Consider the following 17,784-nt stretch of genomic DNA (forward strand, 5'->3'; position numbering starts at 1 on the left):
AATGTTTTCTTTATTGACTTATGCAAATTCCACTTTAGACTTGCAGGAGACCTACGGGAGACCTGAATCACAACGGACCCCGTCATTACCAAGGAGAGCAGCCGTGACCCACTCCACCACCGAAGCAGTCCAGACCCGCGAGGAGAACGTCGTCGACGACCTCTACTGGCGGGACCGGTACGAGCCCATCACGGAGGACGACGAGTTCCTGCAGAAGATCGTGGACACCTCCGACCTTCCGGCGCTGATGGTGGCGCTGGCTGCCGTAACGGAAGACCTCTCCCTCCTGCGCGAGGACCTGCGGCCGCCGCAGCCGCCCGCGGAAATCGTGGGCATGCCGCATGGCGGCATGAGCCCGGAACAGCAGGCCCAGGCGCGCGGACTGGCTTTCTCGGCGCTGAAGCGGGTGCGCGAGGAGCAGCGGACCAGCGTCGGGACCTTGACCGAGGCCCAGGCCGAGGACATCCTGACCTGGATCACCAACGCAGCCAACCCCGAGTACCACCCCATGCTGATGCACGACATGGCCCTGGTCGAGGGCAAGAGCGGCAAACCGACCTGGGACTTCACGGACATCGCCCTGGGCCGGGACTTCAGCGTGGCCGTCATCGGATCAGGGGTTTCCGGAATGGCAGCCGCCTACCGGCTGAAACAGGCCGGCATTCCCTACACCGTGTTCGAGAAGGGGCACACCGTGGGAGGCACCTGGTGGAAGAACACCTACCCCGGCGTGCGCCTCGACACCCCCAACTACGCCTACAGCTTCTCCTTTGCCCAGCGTGACGACTGGCCCCAGCAGTTCTCGCAGGGGTCGGAGATTTTCGAATACACCCGGCAGGTGGCCGAGCGCGGCGGCATCCTCGGCGAGATCGAGTTCAACACCGAGGTGACGTCCGCCAGCTACGACCAAGCCACGGGACTGTGGAACGTGGACATCATCGATGCCTCGGGCCAGCCGGTCAGCCGGCAGTTCAATGCCGTGCTCTCCGCCGTCGGCCAGCTGGACCGGCCCAAGTACCCGGACGTTCCGGGACGTCAGGACTTCGCCGGCATCCAGATGCACTCGGCCGAGTGGGACAACAGCGTCGATGTGACGGGCAAGCGCGTGGCCGTCATCGGCACCGGCGCCAGCGCGTACCAGATCGTCCCCGCAATCGTGGACCAGGTCTCTTCGCTGACGGTCTTCCAGCGCAGCTCCCCCTGGATGCTGCCCACCCAGGGCTACTACGCGGACATGCCCGACTCGGTCCAGTGGCTGGTCCGCAAGCTCCCGCACTACGGGCAGTGGCTGCGGTTCTGGCAGCACTGGCTCGGCGTCGAGGGCCGGCAGCACACCACCGTCGCGGAACCGGGCTGGGACAAGCCCGGCAGTGTCTCCGCCGTCAACGCGCAGTGGCGCCAGGGGCTGACCGACATCCTGGCCAGGCAGTACCAGGACCGCCCGGACCTGCTCGCCAAGGTCACCCCGGATTACATCGTGGGCGGCAAGCGCATGCTCCGGGACAACGGAGTCTGGGCTGAGTCGCTGAAGAAGCCGCAGTCGGCGCTGGTCACCGAGGGCATCGAACGCATGACCCCCGGGGGCGTCGTCACCAAGGACGGGGTACTCCACGAGGTGGACATCATCGTCTACGCCACCGGCTTCCAGGCCTCGGAGTTCCTCGAGCCCCTGAAGATCACCGGTCTCCACGGCACGGACCTGCACGCTTATTGGGGCGGCGATGCCAAGGCCTTCGCCGGCCTGACCGTTCCGAACTTCCCCAACCTGTTCATCATCACCGGCCCCAACACCGGCCATGTGGTCAACGGCAGCCTGTACTCGATGATCGAATACGGCGTGGAATACATCCTCGAGTCGCTGCGCCTCATCATCGAAAACGACCTCAAGGCCCTGGACCTGAAGCAGGAAGTCCTCGACGAGTTCGTCGCGGGCCTGGACGCCGCCAACGCCACCAAGGCGTGGGGACACCCCAGCGTCCACACCTGGTACAAGAACAAGTTTGGCCGTGTTTCCCAGATCTGGCCCCATCCGGTGTTGGACTTCTGGAAGATCACCCGCACCGTGAACCTCGACGACTACAACCAGCTGGCATGAGCGCGGCCGCCACCGAACCGCTGGCGGGCTTCCCCGCCGGGGAGGCCGGGTACGTCACGGAAACGCACGACGGCGTCGTCAGCGTCCGCGGCGTCCGTTACGGCGAGCGGATGGATCCGCTCGACCGGTTCTCCGCGCTGGGTGATCCGTCACCGTCGCGGCCGCAGGCCGCTGCGACGGTGTTCCCGCAGAGTCCCGGATCCCTGGACTGGCTCCTCGGCCCCGCGCTGTCCCGGATGCCGCAGAGCGAGGATTCCTTCCTGCTGGACATCTGGGCGCCCGAGGGCGCGAAGGACCTTCCGGTCCTGGTCTTCCTGCCCGGGGGAGCCTTCATCAGCGGCGCCGGGAATGTGCGCTGGTACGACGGCGCCCGGCTCGCCCGGGAGGGCAGCGCCGTGGTGGTCACCGTGAACTACCGGCTCGGTGCGCTGGGACTGCTCGGCGGCGCTGGCGGGGCCGACGGCGGTGCGGACCTGGGTCCGCCCAACCTTGCCGCGGAGGACATCCTGCAGGCGTTGACGTGGATTCACCGGAACATCGCCGCGTTCGGCGGCGATCCCGGGGCCACCACCCTGGCGGGCCACTCCGCAGGGGCGTGGTACGCGTACATGCTGAGCTTTGCCGGGCGGGCGCGCGGGCTGTTCAAGCGGACCGCCCTGTTCAGCCTGCCCTGGCAGCCTCCCTTGAACGCAGCGGAGTTCGCCGAGCGGTCCACGCTGTTCGCAGCCGCCCTCGGCGCTGCTGGCGGCGTCAGGGAGGGTTCGCCGGCATCCGCGGCCTCGGCCGGAGAAATCCTGGCCGCGCAGGCCGCGGTGTCGAAGGCCTATGCCGGCAGGGGTCTGGGCCTGATGCCGGCCGCGGACGGCGACCTGGTTCCCTCCTGGGCCATGGACTTCGAGGCCGCGGCCGCCGAGATGCATGTGGACGCGCTGCTGTTGAGCAGCACCGACGATGAAGCCGCCGCGTTCCTGCACGCCCTTCCCGTCCAGGCCGTCGGGCCGGAACAGCTTGCCGGCTTCGTCGGCGCGCAATTCGGCGCCGCCGCCGAGGCGACAACCTTCATCGAGGCACGGCATCCCGGCGCGACGGACCACGCGAAGCTGGTGGAGGCCATGAGCCTGCACCAGTTCCGGCTGGCCGCCACGGAGCTGGCTGGCCGGGCGGACCAGGCCGGAATCCCGGCCACCCTGCTGCGCTTCTCCGTGCGCAGCAGGCTGGACGGCGCCGGCAGCCCGCACTGTTTCGACCTGCCCTTCCTGTTCGGGAACCGCCCGGACTGGCAGGATGCGCCGATGCTCGAGGGGTTCCCCTGTGACGTCTTCGATTCGGTGTCGGATCGGCTCCGGCCGCTGCTGCTCGGCTTTGTTGCCGACGGCGTGGCGCGGACGCACGACGGCCAGCCCGTGCCGAGCTTCGATCCGAAGCGCCCGGCACTGTATTCGGTGGGCGAAACCGGAAGCGGCACCGCCGGCGTCGAGCCGGAACTGCGGCCGCGGCGGTAGTCCCGCCGCAAGCGACCGGCAGCCTGCACAGCATCCGACCGGAAACACCAGTGGAGCCGTCCGAAGGGGCGGCTCCACTGGCGTTAAGGGGCGGTGCGGATTTAACGGGCGGATACGAAGGGCTCAGAAGCGGGTGATGACCGAGCGGGCCACAGATCCGCCGCGCAGCAGGTCATACCCCTCATTGATCTCGTCCAGCGAGATATGCCTGGAAACCAGTTCATCCAGCTTGAAGCGGCCCTGCAGGTACAGTTCCGCGTACATCGGGATGTCGATCTTGAGGTTGGTCGAGCCCATGGCCACGCCACGGATGCCCTTCTGCTTGCCCATCAGGTCGCCGAAGGGAGTCACCTCCAGACGGGTTTCGGGTTTCTGGACACCGATCAGGAATGCGGTGCCGCCGATGTCCAGCATCGCGACGGCGTCCATCGCCGTCTGCTTCAGGCCGATCACCTCAAAGGCGCAGGTGACTCCACCGCCGGAGAGGTCCTTGACGGCCTGTACGGAGTCCCCGTCGCCGGCATTGACGATGTCCGTGGCGCCGAAGACCTTGGCGAGTTCGAGCTTGGCCGGCTGCAGGTCGATGGCGATGATCCTGCGTGCCCCGGCCAGGGCGGCGCCCTGGATGACGTTGAGTCCCACCCCGCCGCAACCAATGACGGCTACGGTATCTCCGGGACGGATGCGGGCCGAGTTGATGGCCGCCCCGGCGCCGGTCACCACCCCGCACCCCAGAAGCGCGGCGCGGTCGAACGGGATGTCCTTGCTGACGGAGACCACCGTATTTTCGTGGACGAGCACCTGCTCGGCGAACCCGCCGACGCCGATGAATTGCGTCAGCGCGTCGCCGTTGCGGCTCAACCGCGGGCCCTGCCCCGGGGTCCGCTGGGTTTCCTGCGGATGGCGGCACTGGTAGGGGCGCCCGGTCAGGCACCCCCGGCAGTGGCCGCAGCTGTGGATCGGCGATGACACAACGTGGTCGCCCACGCGGAACTCCGTGACGTCCGGGCCCACTTCGGCCACCACCCCGGCGATCTCGTGGCCGAGCAGCGCGGGCATGGGGAATCCCACATTGGTCTCGGCCACGTGCATGTCGCTGTGGCACAAGCCGCTGGCGCGGACGTCGATGAGCACCTCACGGCCAATCGGATTGGCGATATCGATGTCCTGGACCTGGAACGGTTGACCCACACCGTCGAGTACTGCTGCTTTCATGACCGCTTGTTCCCCTCAAAAGATGAGCCGGAATCACCGGCATGGACGTGACTCAGACCACAAATATAAATATAGTGTGTCTTGAAGTGCAAAATCCACAAATAATCGATTATCAGTCACCAGGCGAGGGAGTCCAGGATGAAAGCTGCAGTCATCAACGAAATCAACGGCCGTTTTGATGTGGAAGAGGTCAGTATCGGTGATCCGGTGGGCCGCGAGGTCCTGGTCCAGGTCAAAGCTGCCGGCCTGTGCCATTCGGATCTGCTGGTCGCCTCGATCGACCGCGGGCGCCCGCTCCCCATGGTTGTTGGACATGAAATGGCCGGCATCGTGGCCGCCGTCGGTCCTGATGTCCGGGACCTCGCCGTCGGGGATCATGTGGTTGGCTCCGAAGTGAAGTTCTGCGGGCACTGCGAGGAATGCCTGGCCGGCCACAGCTACCGCTGCGTCAATCCCGGCGAGATCTCCCGGCCGCGGGCTGCCGGGTCCAAGCTGCGCAGAAGCAGCGGGGATGTGCACGCCTTCGGTGTCGCCGCCTTTGCCGAATACACCATCTGCCACGCCAACTCGCTGGTGCGGATCCCCAGGGAACTGCCCTTCCCGCAGGCGGCCGTACTCAGCTGCGCGGCCATCACCGGCGTGGGGGCGGCGCTAAATACGGCGAAGGTCCAGCCCGGCGACACGGTTGCCGTCATCGGCCTGGGCGGCATCGGCCTCAACATCCTGTCCGGCGCCCGGATCGCCGGGGCCACCACCATCATCGGCGTGGATGTGCATCCGGCCAAGCTCGAACTGGCCACCCGCTTCGGCGCCACCCACGTGGCGAACTCCAGCACAGAGGATGCCGTGGCCAGGGTTCGGGAGATCAGCGGGCGCGGAGTGCACCACTCCTTCGAGGCCATCGGGCTCGGGGCAACCCAGGCCCAAGCCATCGAGATGACCCGCGTGGGTGGCGGCGCCTACTTTATCGGCATACCCCAGGGCGCGCCCCTGGAAGTGGACGTGCTGCGCTCCCTCATTGCCTCACAGCGGCGCATCCAGGGCGTTTACATGGGTTCGAGCAACATCCGCCGGGACATTCCGATGTACGCCGAGCTCTACCTGCAGGGCCGCCTGAACCTCGATGACCTGGTGGCGCAGGAAATTCCGCTCGAGGGGATCAATGACGCCTACCGACTCCAGGAGTCCGGCGCTATCGCCCGCAGCGTCATCACCTCGTTCTGACGGAAGCGACGTGGGCATTGCCAAGCTCATAGTTTTTATATAAAATCATTCAAAGAATGTATTTTCATCTCACAATGTTGTGAAGGTTCCACGGGTGCCACCCCTGGTGCCAGCCAAGAAGGAGTTCAAAGTGACTGCACGCACCGGAGCAGAGTACAAGCGGGGCCTGGATGACAGCCGCGAGGTCTGGCTGGGGTCGGAGCGCATCTCCGTCCTCGAACACCCGGCCTTCAAGGGTTCCGTCGAAGGCATGGCCGGCTACTTCGACTACCAGCACAAGTACGCGGCTGACTGCCTGACCACCCGCCCGGAGACGGGCGAGGCCATGAATGTGAGCCTCTCGCTGCCGAAGAACGCCGAGGACATTGCCCTCAGGCACCGCGCCTTCGACCGGCTGGCCCGCTACTCCAACGGCATGCTGGGCCGCACGCCGGACTACGTCAACGTGGTCCTGGCCGGTCATGTCTCCCGCCGGGACATCTTTGACCGCTCCGGGGACCCTGTGTACCACCAGCGGCTGGCGGCCTACCACCGCGAAGTGATCGAAAAGGACCTCGCGCTGACCCACACCATCGTGCACGCGGCCATCGACAAGAGCGTCGGCGAGCTGCAGGGCATGAACGAGGAACTCACCCTTCGCGTGGTGGATCGGACCGAGCAGGGACTCATCGTCAAGGGTGCCAAGATGCTTGCCACCCTGGGCCCCATCGCAGACGAACTCTACGTCTACCCCGCAGTCCCTATCCAGAAGGGCTTCGAGGAATACGCCATTTCCTTTGCCATCCCGGTGGCCACTCCGGGCGTCGTTGCCGTCTGCCGCGACCACTACGGCGTGGATGCCGATGTTGCGGACAGGCCGTTCTCGTCGCGTTTTGACGAGCAGGACGCCGTCATCATTTTCGACGACGTGCTGGTTCCCTGGGACCGCGTGTTCATCGATGGCAACCTGGACGTCTACAACGCCATCAATGCCGGCACCGCTTCCGGCAACACGCAGCAGCAGACGGCCATCCGTGCCGCCGTGAAGCTGGAGTTCGCCTACGATCTCTGCACGCAGATTGCCAAGGTGACTGGCACCGAGAACAAGCCCGACGTCGGCGCGATGCTCGGTGAAATCTACACCTACCTGCGCCTCACCCGCGCGGCCATCCACTCCGCGGAAATGCGGGCTTCGGACTGGGGCGACGGCGCGTTCTTCTGCCACGACGACATCAGCGCTCTGCGGGCCATCATGCCCGGCTGGATGATCCGGATCAACGAAATCATCAAGTCCATGGGCTCGCACAACCTGCTGGCCACCCCCACCGGTGGGGCCTTCAACGATCCGCGCCTGGGCCCGCTGCTAACGAAGTACCTGCCCGGCGCCAACGGCATCAGTGCCCAGGAGCGGGCCCGCATCATGCGCACCGCCTGGGACTTCGCCGGTTCGGCACTGGGCAGCCGGATTGAGCTTTACGAACGCTTCTACCTCGGCAGCGTCGGCCGCGCCCGGGCCCTCGACCACCGCAAGGCCCAAGCGGCCGGGGAGACTGGCGCCTACCAGGCGATGTTCGAGGAAATCGACGGCCTGCCCGCCGCATCGGACGGTGCAGCGCCTGGCCAAACTGCCGCGTCCGCCGGTGACCGGATCGCCGTCGGGGCGCGGGGCTAGGGTTCCGCCATGACGGCGCAGACAGCGGAGGCCGCCGGCCTCGACCACAGCGTGGAAAACATGACGGGCACCGTGGCCAGGCATGTAGCGGACACCGGCTTCGAGGCCTTTGACGCAGGCACGGTGGCCCGGGCAAAGGTCCGGATCATCGACTCGCTGGGCAACATCGCCGCGGGCCACCGGGCCCAGGGCAACGCCGCCGTACTGGACCTGGCCCGCCGCTGGGGCGGTGCGCCGGAATCAACCGTGCTGGTCCACGGCGTCCGCCTTCCGGCGCACAACGCGGCCATGGTCAATGCGGTGATGATGCGGTCCTACGACTTCGAGCCGATCGGCGCGGAATACGAGGACCAGACGCAGTCCGCCGCCCACATCAGCGGGACCACGGTTCCGGTGGCCCTGGCCGTCGCCGAGCAGCAGCGCTCCTCGGGCCGGGACCTGCTTGCGGCACTGATCGTGGGGGACGACCTCACCTCGCGCCTCGCCGCGGCGTCGGGCTTTGACGTCTACAGCGGCCAGGACAACACCGGCACCGTCAACGGCCTCGGCGGCACCGCCGTCGCCGCCAAACTCATGGGCCTGGACGTGGACCAGGTCCGGAACGCGCTGGGAATCGCGGTGAACCAGCTGTCCGGCACCGTGGCCAACATCTTCGACCAGACGCTCGCGTTCAAACTGCCCATTGCTTTCGCCGCCCGCAACTCCATCGTGTCCGCGGAGCTGGCGCAGGCCGGTTTCACCGGGCCGGCGGACGCCATCGCGGGCCAGCACGGGTTCCTGGACATGTACTGCTCGGCGCCGGCACCGGAGAAGGTGACCCGCCGGCTCGGCGAGGCCTTCTACGCGGACTGCGTGATCAAGCCCTGGGCCTCGTGCCGGGCCAGCCACCCCTCACTGGACGCCTGCGTGCGGCTGGCCACCGAGAACCGGCTCAACGAGGAGGAGATCGAGGAGATCCTCATCCATGTGACCCCGCGGACCCTGAGGGGCTTCGTGGGCCAGCCGTTCGTGATCGGCGAGTGCCCGGAGGTCTCCGGATCCTTCAGCATCCGTTTCACGGCCGCCACGGCCCTGATGTACAGGACGGTGCGGCCGGAACACCTCACGCTGGAGCACATGCAGGATCCGCGCCTGCAGCGGCTGCTGGACAAGATCCGGCTGGTTGATTCGCTGCCGCCTGCGGAATCGCTCACCGCCGAAGTGGAGCTGCGGCTCCGGGACGGTTCGGTGCTCAGGACCAGGACGGACGTGCCCAAGGGGGACATCTACGCCAGCCCGATGAGCGAGGCGGAGATCCTGGACAAGTACTACGCCAACGCCGAATTCGGCGGCACAATCCCGCGCAGGAATGCCGAGGAAGCGGTCCGGCTGGTCCAGCGCCTTGAGGAGCTGGACAGCCTGGCACCCCTCATCAAACTCTTCACACCCGACCTTCAGCACTAAATCCCAGGAGGATGAAATGAATACACCCCAGGTAGTACCCACCGCGGAGATCACCGTCGATCCCGCCGCTTTCCGTCACGTCGTGGGCCATTTCGCCAGCGGCGTCACGGTGATCACCACAGTTGTGGACGGCGAGCTCTATGGAACGACGGCGTCGGCCGTGTCGTCGCTGTCCATGGAGCCTCCCATGATGCTCGCCTGCCTTAACCGCTCCAGCTCCACGCACGACGCCGTGCTGAAGGCCGGAGTCTTCGGGATCAACATCCTGGCCGAGGACCAGAGCGATCTCGCCATGAAGTTCGGCCGCAAGGGCGGAGACAAGTTCGACGGCGTTTCGGTCACCATGTCCGCGGAGGGCGTGCCCATGCTGGACGGCGCCCTTGCCACCATCGTCTGCAGGGTTGCGGAAACCCCCACCGGAGGCACGCACACCGTGTTCCTTGGCGCAGTCACCGACGCCAAGGCCGGCGCAGGCGAGCCGCTGGCGTACTTCCGCGGTGCCTTCGGACGGCTGGAACGGGTCAAGGAGCTCGCGGCCTACGACGCCGTGCGCGACTGGGTGCTGGGCCGGCGCACCCCGCTGCATCAGGCACTGGATCCGGTGGAGATCGCTGCCCAGGCGAAGTCCGATCCGCACAACGTCCACAATGCCCTGGTGAAGTTGACGGCTGAATCCCTCGTTACCCGGGGGGACCGGGGCGAGTTCCTGCCCGCGCCCATCACCCGCCAGCTGACGGACAGTGTCTACGACGGCCGCCTCACGATCGAGCTGGGCGTCCTCGCCAGCCACTTCGAGAAGTTCACGGAGGAGGACATCGCGGAACTGAGCCGGCTCACCGATGAACTCGCTCTGTTGCGCCAGGGCGGCCAGGAGGACCTGGACAAGTTCCTCAAGACCAACGCGAAGTACCACAACCGCCTCGTGAGCGTGGCGGGCTCAGCCCAGCTCACGGACGCCTTCCGCCGTCTCGGAATCGGCACGGTGTGGCGCGAGGCGCTCAACGGCGAAGAGTGGGCCCGGAAGATGGACCACAGCCACATCGTGGAGCTCACGGCGGCGCTGCAGGACCACGACTACGCGAGGGCGGCGGAGGCTCTCCGCCTGCACACCTCCTTCGGCAAGCAGCTGGCCAGCGACGTGATTGAGCGCCACGGCGGCGAGGTCTAAGCAGCAGCATCAAAGAACGACGGCGGGGCCGCGCCCAGGGATTCTCATCCTGGTGGGTGCGGCCCCGCCGTCGTTGTGCGTAGCGTCGTATTGCTGGAATGACGATGTCTGGCGACGAGCCGGAGACAGCAAAGGAGCGGAGAGGCCGTGTGGCCTCCCCGCTCCTTTGTTCCCTTGTCAGTCAGTGTGCAGCCGGCAACCCTGTTTCCGCCTGCCGCAGGCGGGCCAGCTCCGGGACGTACGCGGCCAGCGCTGCAAAAGCCGCCTGCTCGGTATCCGGGGTGGTGACTGCTGCCACGTAGCGGTCGGGCCGCACCAGGAGGGTCATGCCGCTGCCTGCGACAGCCGCGAAGGCGCCGCTGGTGTCGGTGACCGCGGTGGCGCCGGTCAGAGCGAGGTGCGGGCCGCCGTCGTGGTTCACCTCGGTGTCCACCCGCCGGACCTCAAGCGGTGCGCGGCGATCGTGGGGGAAGTACAGCAGTGCCCAGCCCGTTCCGAGGACGGCGTCCAGCGGGACTGCATCGCCGGTGGGCACCGTGACCTGCGGCTGGGAAAGGGAGCGGCCCACCAGAGCGGCCGCCCGCTTCGGAACTGCCGCGCCCGGGTCCGCCACGCAGCCCTCGGTGAAGTGCGGCTGCTTGAGGAACTTCATGCCGGCGAGCCATGCCTTCGCGGTCGGAACGATACCGGAGGCGGTGATGGCGGCGTCGCGGATGGCGGTAAGTGCCGGGTTGACGTTCATCACCACCGTGCCGATCCGGTGGGACAGACGGACCATGTCCACCGCGTGCGGTCGGCGCTCTGACTGGTAGGTGTTCACCAGGGCATCGGTGCCGGTGCCGGTGACGCTGGCCGCGATTTTCCAGGCGAGGTTGGCGACGTCGCGGATGCCGGCGTTCAGGGCCTGGCCGGCGAATGGCGGCATCATGTGGGCTGCGTCCCCGGCGAGGAGCACGTGCCCCACCCGGTAGTTGAGCGCCACCCGCTGGTGGGCAACGTAGACGGCTGCACGCCGGATGTCCTCCGCGGAAATAGTCCGGAACGGAGCGATGAGCCTGATGATGGCCTCCGGCGACGTCACCGCTGCCGCGTCCTCGCCGGGGAGGAGCATGAATTCGTAGCGGCACCGGCCGTTGACTCCGGGGACCACCACAACGGGACGTGTCCCGTTGCAGTGGAACTCGGAGAACCGCTCCGGCTCACCCGGGGTGTTGATGATGTCGACCACGATCCATTTCTGGACCTGGGTGGAACCTTCCATCGGGATGCCGAGCTGGGAGCGGACCGGGCTGCGGCCGCCGTCGCACGCCAGGACCCACTTGGAGCGGACGGTGTGCTTGCCGTCGTCGTCGATCAGTACCGTGTCCACGTGCGCGGGGCCGTCCGTGATGCGGAACGCTTCAGTGGTGAAGCGGATATCGATCAGCGGACGGGCCCGGGCGGCTTCCAGGAGCAGGGATTCCATCACGGGCTGGTCGAACTGCGACTTTCCAGGCTGCCCCAGCCGCGGGCTGGCCGGGTAGACCTCCGCCAGCAGCTGTTCCTTCCGGCCGAAGTAGCGGGCGCCCGTGTCCATGAGCATCTCCGGGGCCAGCCGGTCCAGGACGCCGATCTGCTGCATGACCCGCAGCGTCTCGTCGGTGACGCTGATGGCCCGCGGTTCGTCGCTGGTCCCGGCATGGCGTTCAACGAGCATCACGTTGACGCCCTGGTCCGCGAGCAGGTTCGCCGCAGCCAGGCCGATGGGGCCTGCCCCGATGACCAGTACGTCGGTTTCGATGATTTTGTCCATGCCGATCAGAGTTCCGTTCCTAGAGTGAGTGCAGTCGGGGCGTCGGGAGCATGGTGGGTCAGGAGACGAGCTCCACCGTGTTTTTCAGGGTGCCCAGGCCGGTGATTTCCACCTCCACCACGTCCCCTTCCGCGAGCAGGCCGGAGGGTTCCATGAACAGGCCCACGCCGCCGGGGGTGCCGGTGACGATCACATCGCCGGGGGAGAGCCTGGTGAAGCCGGTGACGTAGGCAATCAGCTGCGGGATGGTGAAGTAGAGGTCGGAAACGGAGGCCTTCTGGCGGATGTCGCCGTTGACGCGGGTTTCCAGGGTGAGCGCGTTCACGTCGCCCAGGTCGGCCGCCGGGACGAGGTAGGGGCCGAAGCCGCCGGTGCCGGGGAAGTTCTTGCCGGGGATCCACTGGGAGGCCGCGAGCTGCCAGTCGCGGACGCTGAGGTCGTTGTAGGCGGCGTAGCCGGCAACGTAGTTGAAGGCATCCTCTTCGGCCACGTGGAACGCTTCCTTGCCGATGACCAGGGCCATTTCTCCTTCGTAGTCGAATTTGGTGGTGGTGGCGGGCATCTGGGCAGGCTGCAGGTGGCCCATCTGGGAGTCGGCGAAGCGGGTGAAGACGGTGGGGGCCTTCTGCTCGGTCTTGCCGGATTCCTCCTGGTGGCTGCGGTAGTTCACGCCGATGCAGATGACCTTGCCGGGATCCGTGACGGCGGGGAGGAACTTGATGTCCGATTCCGCGCGGGACGGGGCGTTGCGGAACTCTTCGCCGACCGTGCCGAAGATACCCCGCTCGACGGCATCGCGGAGCGTGCGGGCGAGGTTGGCTCCGCTGGGGCCAAGATCGTACGCCCGTTCCTCGGCAATGATGCCCCAGGTGGGGGAGCCGTCTGCGGATACAAAGCTTGCGTAGTTCATGATGGTGGTTCCTTTCGCGGCGGCGGCGCGCCGGGGAGGTGACGCAGTCCCTTCCCTGTCGGCGTCCTTGCCAAGCGGAAAGAAAATACATCTTGTGGCAAGAAATACATTATCTTGTTTTAGCGCATTCTGGTCACATGCTCAGATGCCTTTTCCACCCAGGCATCCGCTGCCCCATGGTCCAAGTCGATCCTGTGATGATCGACCGGCTCGACGAGATCAATGAAGACTCATCAGCCGGCGTGAGCTGGTTCGGGCGAACTGGTCTCGTCCCAAGCGCTGACGGAGGCCGACATTGCCTCCTCCTACGAGGTGGCCCGCCCTACAGCCAAGGCCGCCATCGAAAAGCTGGTTGCCGAGGGGCTGCTGGTACGTGGCGTGCACAATACCGCGCGGGTGGCCGATCTGGGCCCGGAATCGGTGCGCGATATCTATCTTGCCCGGGCCTATCTGGAGAGCGAAGTGCTCCGCAGGCTTGCCGCCGGCCGGACGGTGCCCGCAGCGGCGGTGCAGGCCAACCAGGACATCGCCGCCCTAAAGACAGGTGCCCCCGCTGGACGTGGTGGAGCCGGACATGTTCATCCGATGGACCGTCGCCGGGATTCCAGCGCTTTGGCGTTCAGAGGCTCAGGGGTTCAGCCGTGGGCGCTGGTGGCCTGCTCGTACAGCCAGGTAATGTGCTTGCGCAGCAGGTCAGCGGCAAGGTCGGCGTCTTTGGCTTCCACGGCATCGAAGATGGCGTGGTGATGGGCTCTCAATTCCGCGAGGACAACAGGCCATTGCCCGACGGAAACCAAGGCGTCCTTGATGTAGTCTCGGATTGAGCCACTCAAGGATTCCATGATGGTTTCAACCACTGTGTTGCCGGCCAGGGCGCTGAGGGCCAAATGGAACTGCGCATCGAGGGCATGGAAGGTTTCACGATCCATGTCCGGGGCATCCATCCTCAGGAGCAGTTCCCTGGCTTTCTGCAGCCCGGCCGGATCATCATGCTGCACGGCCACCCGGGCTGCTCCTGTTTCCAGCATGATGCGGGCCTCGATAATGTCGTGCAGCGGGAGCCGCCTGCTGGCGATGTGCATGCGAAGCGTGGAGGACAGCCCTGCGGACGGTTCTGAGACGATGACCGCGCCGGATTTCGGACCCGCGCCGCCGGAGCTCCGCAGGACCCCCAGGGCGTCCAGGATACGCATTGCCTCGCGCACAGATGCCCGGGACATCCCGTAGGTCTCCGCCAGGATGCGCTCTCCGGGCAATTGGTCACCGATCTTGAACCGCCCGGAGCGCAGGCCCGCTTCAACGTCCTGCAGCAGAGCATCGTAAGTTCGCTTCGCTATTGATTTTGTTGCTGCTCCAGTCATGCTTCCATCCTGCCCTATGCCCGGGGGCCGGCCTCCCGGTGCGCACAGCGAGGAGGACCAAGGGGATATTGGAATGCGTGACGGTTCCAATATCCCCCTGCCTCGGGCGTTTCTGCCCCGTCCCGCTTAGATGGCTTTGCCGGGATTCAGGATCCCCTGCGGGTCAAAGACACGGCGGATGGATCGTTGTAGTTCGAGGGAGATGTCTCCGAGCTCATCCTTGAGCCAGTCCCGCTTGAGAAGGCCGACGCCGTGTTCCCCGGTAAGGGTTCCACCAAGACGCTGAGCCAAGTAGAACATCTCGCCGAGGGCGGCTTTGGCGGGTCCGTCCGTGATGGATTCGTCTTCACGCACGACGATCATCGGGTGGAGGTTTCCGTCCGCAGCATGGGCAACGTTGAAGATGCGGACCCCCGTTTTTCGGGAAATGTCTTCCAGTCCCGCGAAAACTGCCGAGAGCTTGTTTCGAGGCACGCCAATGTCGCAGATCGAAACGCGCCCAATGCGTTCAAGTGATGGAATCGCTTCCCTTCGCGTGGCGACGAGCGCGTCCGCGTCAGCAGTGTCAACAGCCTTCTCGATGTGGCTGGCAAACGGTTCGATGGCTTTGAGGAGGACATCCTGTTCCAGGAAGGCGCCGTATCCGTCGGTTTGGGCCAACAGGAAGGCGCCGCCCTTTGACCGGTGGTTGGTTCCGTGCGCAGCATCGACGGCCTCGAGGGTGGGACCGTCCATAAGTTCCAGCACTGAGGGTTGTAGTCGGGCCGCGATAATGGCGGAAGCAGCCAGGGCGGCGGCGTCGACATCGGGGAAGTACGCGGCTACGGTGGCAGTCTGGATCGGCCGGGGCCGGAGCCGCAGCGTTGCCTCCACCACCACGCCGAGAGTACCTTCAGAGCCGATCATCAGGGCGTTCAGGTCGTATCCGGTAACGCCCTTGATCGTCTCCCGTCCCGTTCTCAGGATCCGGCCATCGGGCAGCACCACACGGAGCGCCAGGACGGACTCCCGAGTCACGCCGTATTTTGCACACCACATTCCACCGGCATTGGTGGCAATGTTGCCGCCGATCGAACATATGGCCGTACTCGCAGGGTCAGGCGCGTAGAAGAGCCCATGGGCGTTCGCAGCCGCGTTCACTTCGGCGTTGAGGACGCCGGGCTCAACCACCGCCAACTGCTCCACCGGATCGATATGGATGATGCGGTTCATCCGGGACAGGTCGAGGACCACTTCTCCTGCCTTCGCTGAGGCTCCGGCCGCCAGCCCGGTCCCGGCGCCGCGTGGAACAACGGGGACGTTGTGCGCCATTGCAAGTTGCATTGCCTGGACGACGTCGTCCGCGCTGGTGGCATAAACGACACCGTCCGGAAGGCTGGGCGGAACGTAGCCGGAACGGTCCGTGCTCACCCGGCGACGTTCGTCCAGATCGGTAGAAGCGTGTGCACTCCCGTTGAGAAGAGCTGCTGACGTTGAAACAACTGCTGAACTAGTCATCGAAGAAACCTCTTTGTTTTCTTGGGGCATCAAAGTCGGTTGGAACCGCTCCGCAATGCCATATTCGTTTGCGTGGGGTGACGCGGAAATCAAGGAATCATCCAGCCAAGTACCGGGGTGGATTGCAGCCAAACCAGAAGGATCATGATGCCCAGGAGCCCAAGGCTCCAGCCAAGAAGCTTCCTGAAAAGCGTTCCTTCGGACCCTTCCAGGCCGACAGCAGCTGCAGCTACCGCCAGGTTCTGGAGCGACAGCATCTTGCCCATCACGCCGGCGGAGGAGTTTGCCGCTGCCATCAGCACCGGAGGTAGGCCGGTCTGTTCGGCTGCGGCAACCTGGAGTTGGCCGAAGAGCGAGTTGGATGAGGTGTCAGAGCCGGTCAGTGCGACTCCGAGCCAGCCGATTACCGGTGAGAGCAGGACGAAGAAGCCGCCGGCCGAGGCCAGAGCCAGCCCGAGGGAGGTGGTCTGCCCGGACAGGTTCATGACGAATGAAAGGGCGAGGACAGATGCCACGGTCACGATGGTCCACCGCAGCTGCTTGAGGGTTTCCCAGTAGATCCGCAGGCCCTGGGATGCAGACACGCGGTACAGAACCATGGTGATCACTCCGGAGATCAGGAGCAGCGTACCGGTGGCCTTGAGGTGGTCGAACTTGAACTTCTGCGCGGCAACATGCTGCCCCTCGGCGTCGATCACGTCCAGGCCCGGCCACGCGAAGCTCACGCTTCCGGCGACGCTTAGCCAGCTTTTTACCGCGGGAATCTGGGCTATGGAGAAGATGCTCATGATGATCAGGTAGGGGGCGACGGCCATCCAGATTTCCCGTGGTTCGGGCCGCTGCGCGGTGCCGGCTGGCGTCATCACCCGGGTGGTGGCTGCTGCCGATACGGCCTCCGTCACGGAGGCTGAAGCCGGAACTCGTACCGGGGCGTTGCGGCCGGGCGTGGACGCGGCGGACGGCAGCTCGTCCCCTGGCTGGCCGCCGCCGGTGACCTGGCCGGACATCTCTATGGTTTCGCTGGGTTGCCAGACACGAAGCATGAGCAGCACGGCTGCCACCGTGGCTACGGCGGCCACCACGTCCGTAAGCTCAACGGCGAAATAGTTCGCCGTAATGAACTGGAAAATTCCGAAAACCGCGCCGGCTACCAGCGCCACCGGCCAGGTCTGCTTCAGGCCGCGTTTGCCGTCCACGATGAAGACGAGCAGGAGCGGCACGATCAGGGCGATGAATGGCGTCTGGCGGCCGGCCATCGAGGCCAGGTCATGAAGAGGCAGTCCGGTGACCCCGTTCAGGGCAATGATGGGTGCGGCCATGGCGCCGAAGGCCACCGGGGCAGTATTTGCGAGGAGCGAGACCACGGCGGACTTCAGCGGTTTCATGCCGGCCGCCATGAGCATTGCCGCCGTGATGGCCACCGGCGCGCCGAATCCGGCAAGGGATTCGAGGAGGGCGCCGAAGCAGAACGCGATCAGGATGGAGAGGACGCGAAGGTCATTGGAGATGGACCTGATGGTCCGGCCCAGGGCATCGAACCATGGCGTGGCGACGGTGAGCTTGTAGATCCACAGGGCGTTCACCAGGATCCACAGAATGGGAAAGAGCCCGTAAAAGGCGCCGGCGGCGGTGGCGCTGAGGGCCTGATCCACCGGCATCTGCCACACCGCGACAGCCAGGACGATGGACAGCAGCAGGCTGGCGACGGCGGCTTTTGCCGCTTTCACACGGAAAACACCCAACAGGGCGAACAAAAGAATCAACGGCAACGCCGCACACAAGGCGGATAGGCCCAACGAACCCCAGAGGGGATCAACGACTTGCTGGTATGTGCTCACAAAAAACTCCTTTGTATTTGGAGCGGGGAGGAAAAAAGTATGTGGCGCCCAGAGCGGAAAGCGTCATCTCCGCCGGGAGGTTCTCAGC

At 65.7% G+C, this 17,784-nt stretch carries 13 protein-coding genes; 7 read left to right on the forward strand and 6 right to left on the reverse strand.

Features of this window, described 5'->3' with window-relative positions:
• Window positions 1-103: 103 nt before the first annotated feature.
• Together J2W14_RS19825 and J2W14_RS19830 are read left to right on the forward strand one after the other, a co-directional pair.
• Window positions 104-2,095 carry a flavin-containing monooxygenase gene (locus J2W14_RS19825; protein WP_307465733.1) on the forward strand — a complete coding sequence of 664 codons (1,992 nt, stop codon included), beginning with the start codon at window positions 104-106 and terminating at the stop codon, window positions 2,093-2,095.
• Window positions 2,092-3,597 carry a carboxylesterase family protein gene (locus tag J2W14_RS19830; protein WP_307465734.1) on the forward strand — a complete coding sequence of 502 codons (1,506 nt, stop codon included), beginning with the start codon at window positions 2,092-2,094 and terminating at the stop codon, window positions 3,595-3,597. The genes J2W14_RS19825 and J2W14_RS19830 overlap by 4 nt, the downstream gene beginning before the upstream one ends.
• Before the next feature lie 123 nt (window positions 3,598-3,720).
• Here the strand turns inward: J2W14_RS19830 and J2W14_RS19835 are convergent, their stop codons facing one another.
• On the reverse strand, window positions 3,721-4,812 hold the full coding sequence (locus J2W14_RS19835; protein ID WP_307465736.1) for a Zn-dependent alcohol dehydrogenase: 1,092 nt from the start codon (window positions 4,810-4,812) through the stop codon (window positions 3,721-3,723).
• A 138-nt stretch (window positions 4,813-4,950) separates the two neighbouring features.
• Between J2W14_RS19835 and J2W14_RS19840 the strand changes: the two genes are divergently transcribed.
• The 4 genes from J2W14_RS19840 (at window position 4,951) to J2W14_RS19855 (ending at window position 10,298) form a co-directional block, all read left to right on the forward strand.
• Window positions 4,951-6,036: a Zn-dependent alcohol dehydrogenase gene (locus J2W14_RS19840; RefSeq protein ID WP_307465738.1), complete on the forward strand. Its 1,086-nt coding sequence runs from the start codon at window positions 4,951-4,953 to the stop codon at window positions 6,034-6,036.
• 130 nt (window positions 6,037-6,166) lie between these two features.
• A complete protein-coding gene (locus J2W14_RS19845) occupies window positions 6,167-7,687 on the forward strand; it encodes a 4-hydroxyphenylacetate 3-hydroxylase N-terminal domain-containing protein (RefSeq protein WP_307465740.1) in 1,521 nt (506 codons plus the stop codon).
• A gap of 9 nt (window positions 7,688-7,696) precedes the next feature.
• Entirely contained in the window at window positions 7,697-9,130 is a 1,434-nt protein-coding gene (locus tag J2W14_RS19850; RefSeq protein ID WP_307465743.1) for an MmgE/PrpD family protein, read from the forward strand.
• A 16-nt stretch (window positions 9,131-9,146) separates the two neighbouring features.
• Window positions 9,147-10,298: a flavin reductase gene (locus J2W14_RS19855; RefSeq protein ID WP_307465745.1), complete on the forward strand. Its 1,152-nt coding sequence runs from the start codon at window positions 9,147-9,149 to the stop codon at window positions 10,296-10,298.
• A 181-nt stretch (window positions 10,299-10,479) separates the two neighbouring features.
• On the opposite strand, the gene J2W14_RS19860 is transcribed toward J2W14_RS19855, so the two are convergent.
• Entirely contained in the window at window positions 10,480-12,090 is a 1,611-nt protein-coding gene (locus tag J2W14_RS19860) for an FAD-dependent monooxygenase (RefSeq protein WP_307465747.1), read from the reverse strand.
• Window positions 12,091-12,148: 58 nt separating this feature from the next.
• Window positions 12,149-13,000 carry a fumarylacetoacetate hydrolase family protein gene (locus J2W14_RS19865; protein ID WP_307465749.1) on the reverse strand — a complete coding sequence of 284 codons (852 nt, stop codon included), beginning with the start codon at window positions 12,998-13,000 and terminating at the stop codon, window positions 12,149-12,151.
• 312 nt (window positions 13,001-13,312) lie between these two features.
• Here J2W14_RS19865 and J2W14_RS19870 point away from each other — a divergent pair, with 312 nt between their 5' ends.
• Entirely contained in the window at window positions 13,313-13,747 is a 435-nt protein-coding gene (locus J2W14_RS19870; protein ID WP_307465751.1) for a hypothetical protein, read from the forward strand.
• Here J2W14_RS19870 and J2W14_RS19875 read toward each other — a convergent pair.
• From J2W14_RS19875 to J2W14_RS19885, 3 genes are all read right to left on the reverse strand, one after another.
• Window positions 13,636-14,361, reverse strand: a complete 726-nt coding sequence (locus J2W14_RS19875; RefSeq protein ID WP_307465753.1) for a FadR/GntR family transcriptional regulator — start codon at window positions 14,359-14,361, stop codon at window positions 13,636-13,638. The two genes, J2W14_RS19870 and J2W14_RS19875, sit on opposite strands and share 112 nt — an antisense overlap.
• Before the next feature lie 126 nt (window positions 14,362-14,487).
• Window positions 14,488-15,858, reverse strand: coding sequence for an FAD-binding oxidoreductase (locus J2W14_RS19880; RefSeq protein WP_307465804.1), 1,371 nt, complete (start codon window positions 15,856-15,858; stop codon window positions 14,488-14,490).
• An 89-nt stretch (window positions 15,859-15,947) separates the two neighbouring features.
• On the reverse strand, window positions 15,948-17,696 hold the full coding sequence (locus tag J2W14_RS19885; protein ID WP_307465755.1) for an L-lactate permease: 1,749 nt from the start codon (window positions 17,694-17,696) through the stop codon (window positions 15,948-15,950).
• Window positions 17,697-17,784 lie beyond the last annotated feature (88 nt).

This window comes from Pseudarthrobacter oxydans (assembly GCF_030812335.1).
In the GTDB taxonomy this organism is placed as follows: domain Bacteria; phylum Actinomycetota; class Actinomycetes; order Actinomycetales; family Micrococcaceae; genus Arthrobacter; species Arthrobacter oxydans_B.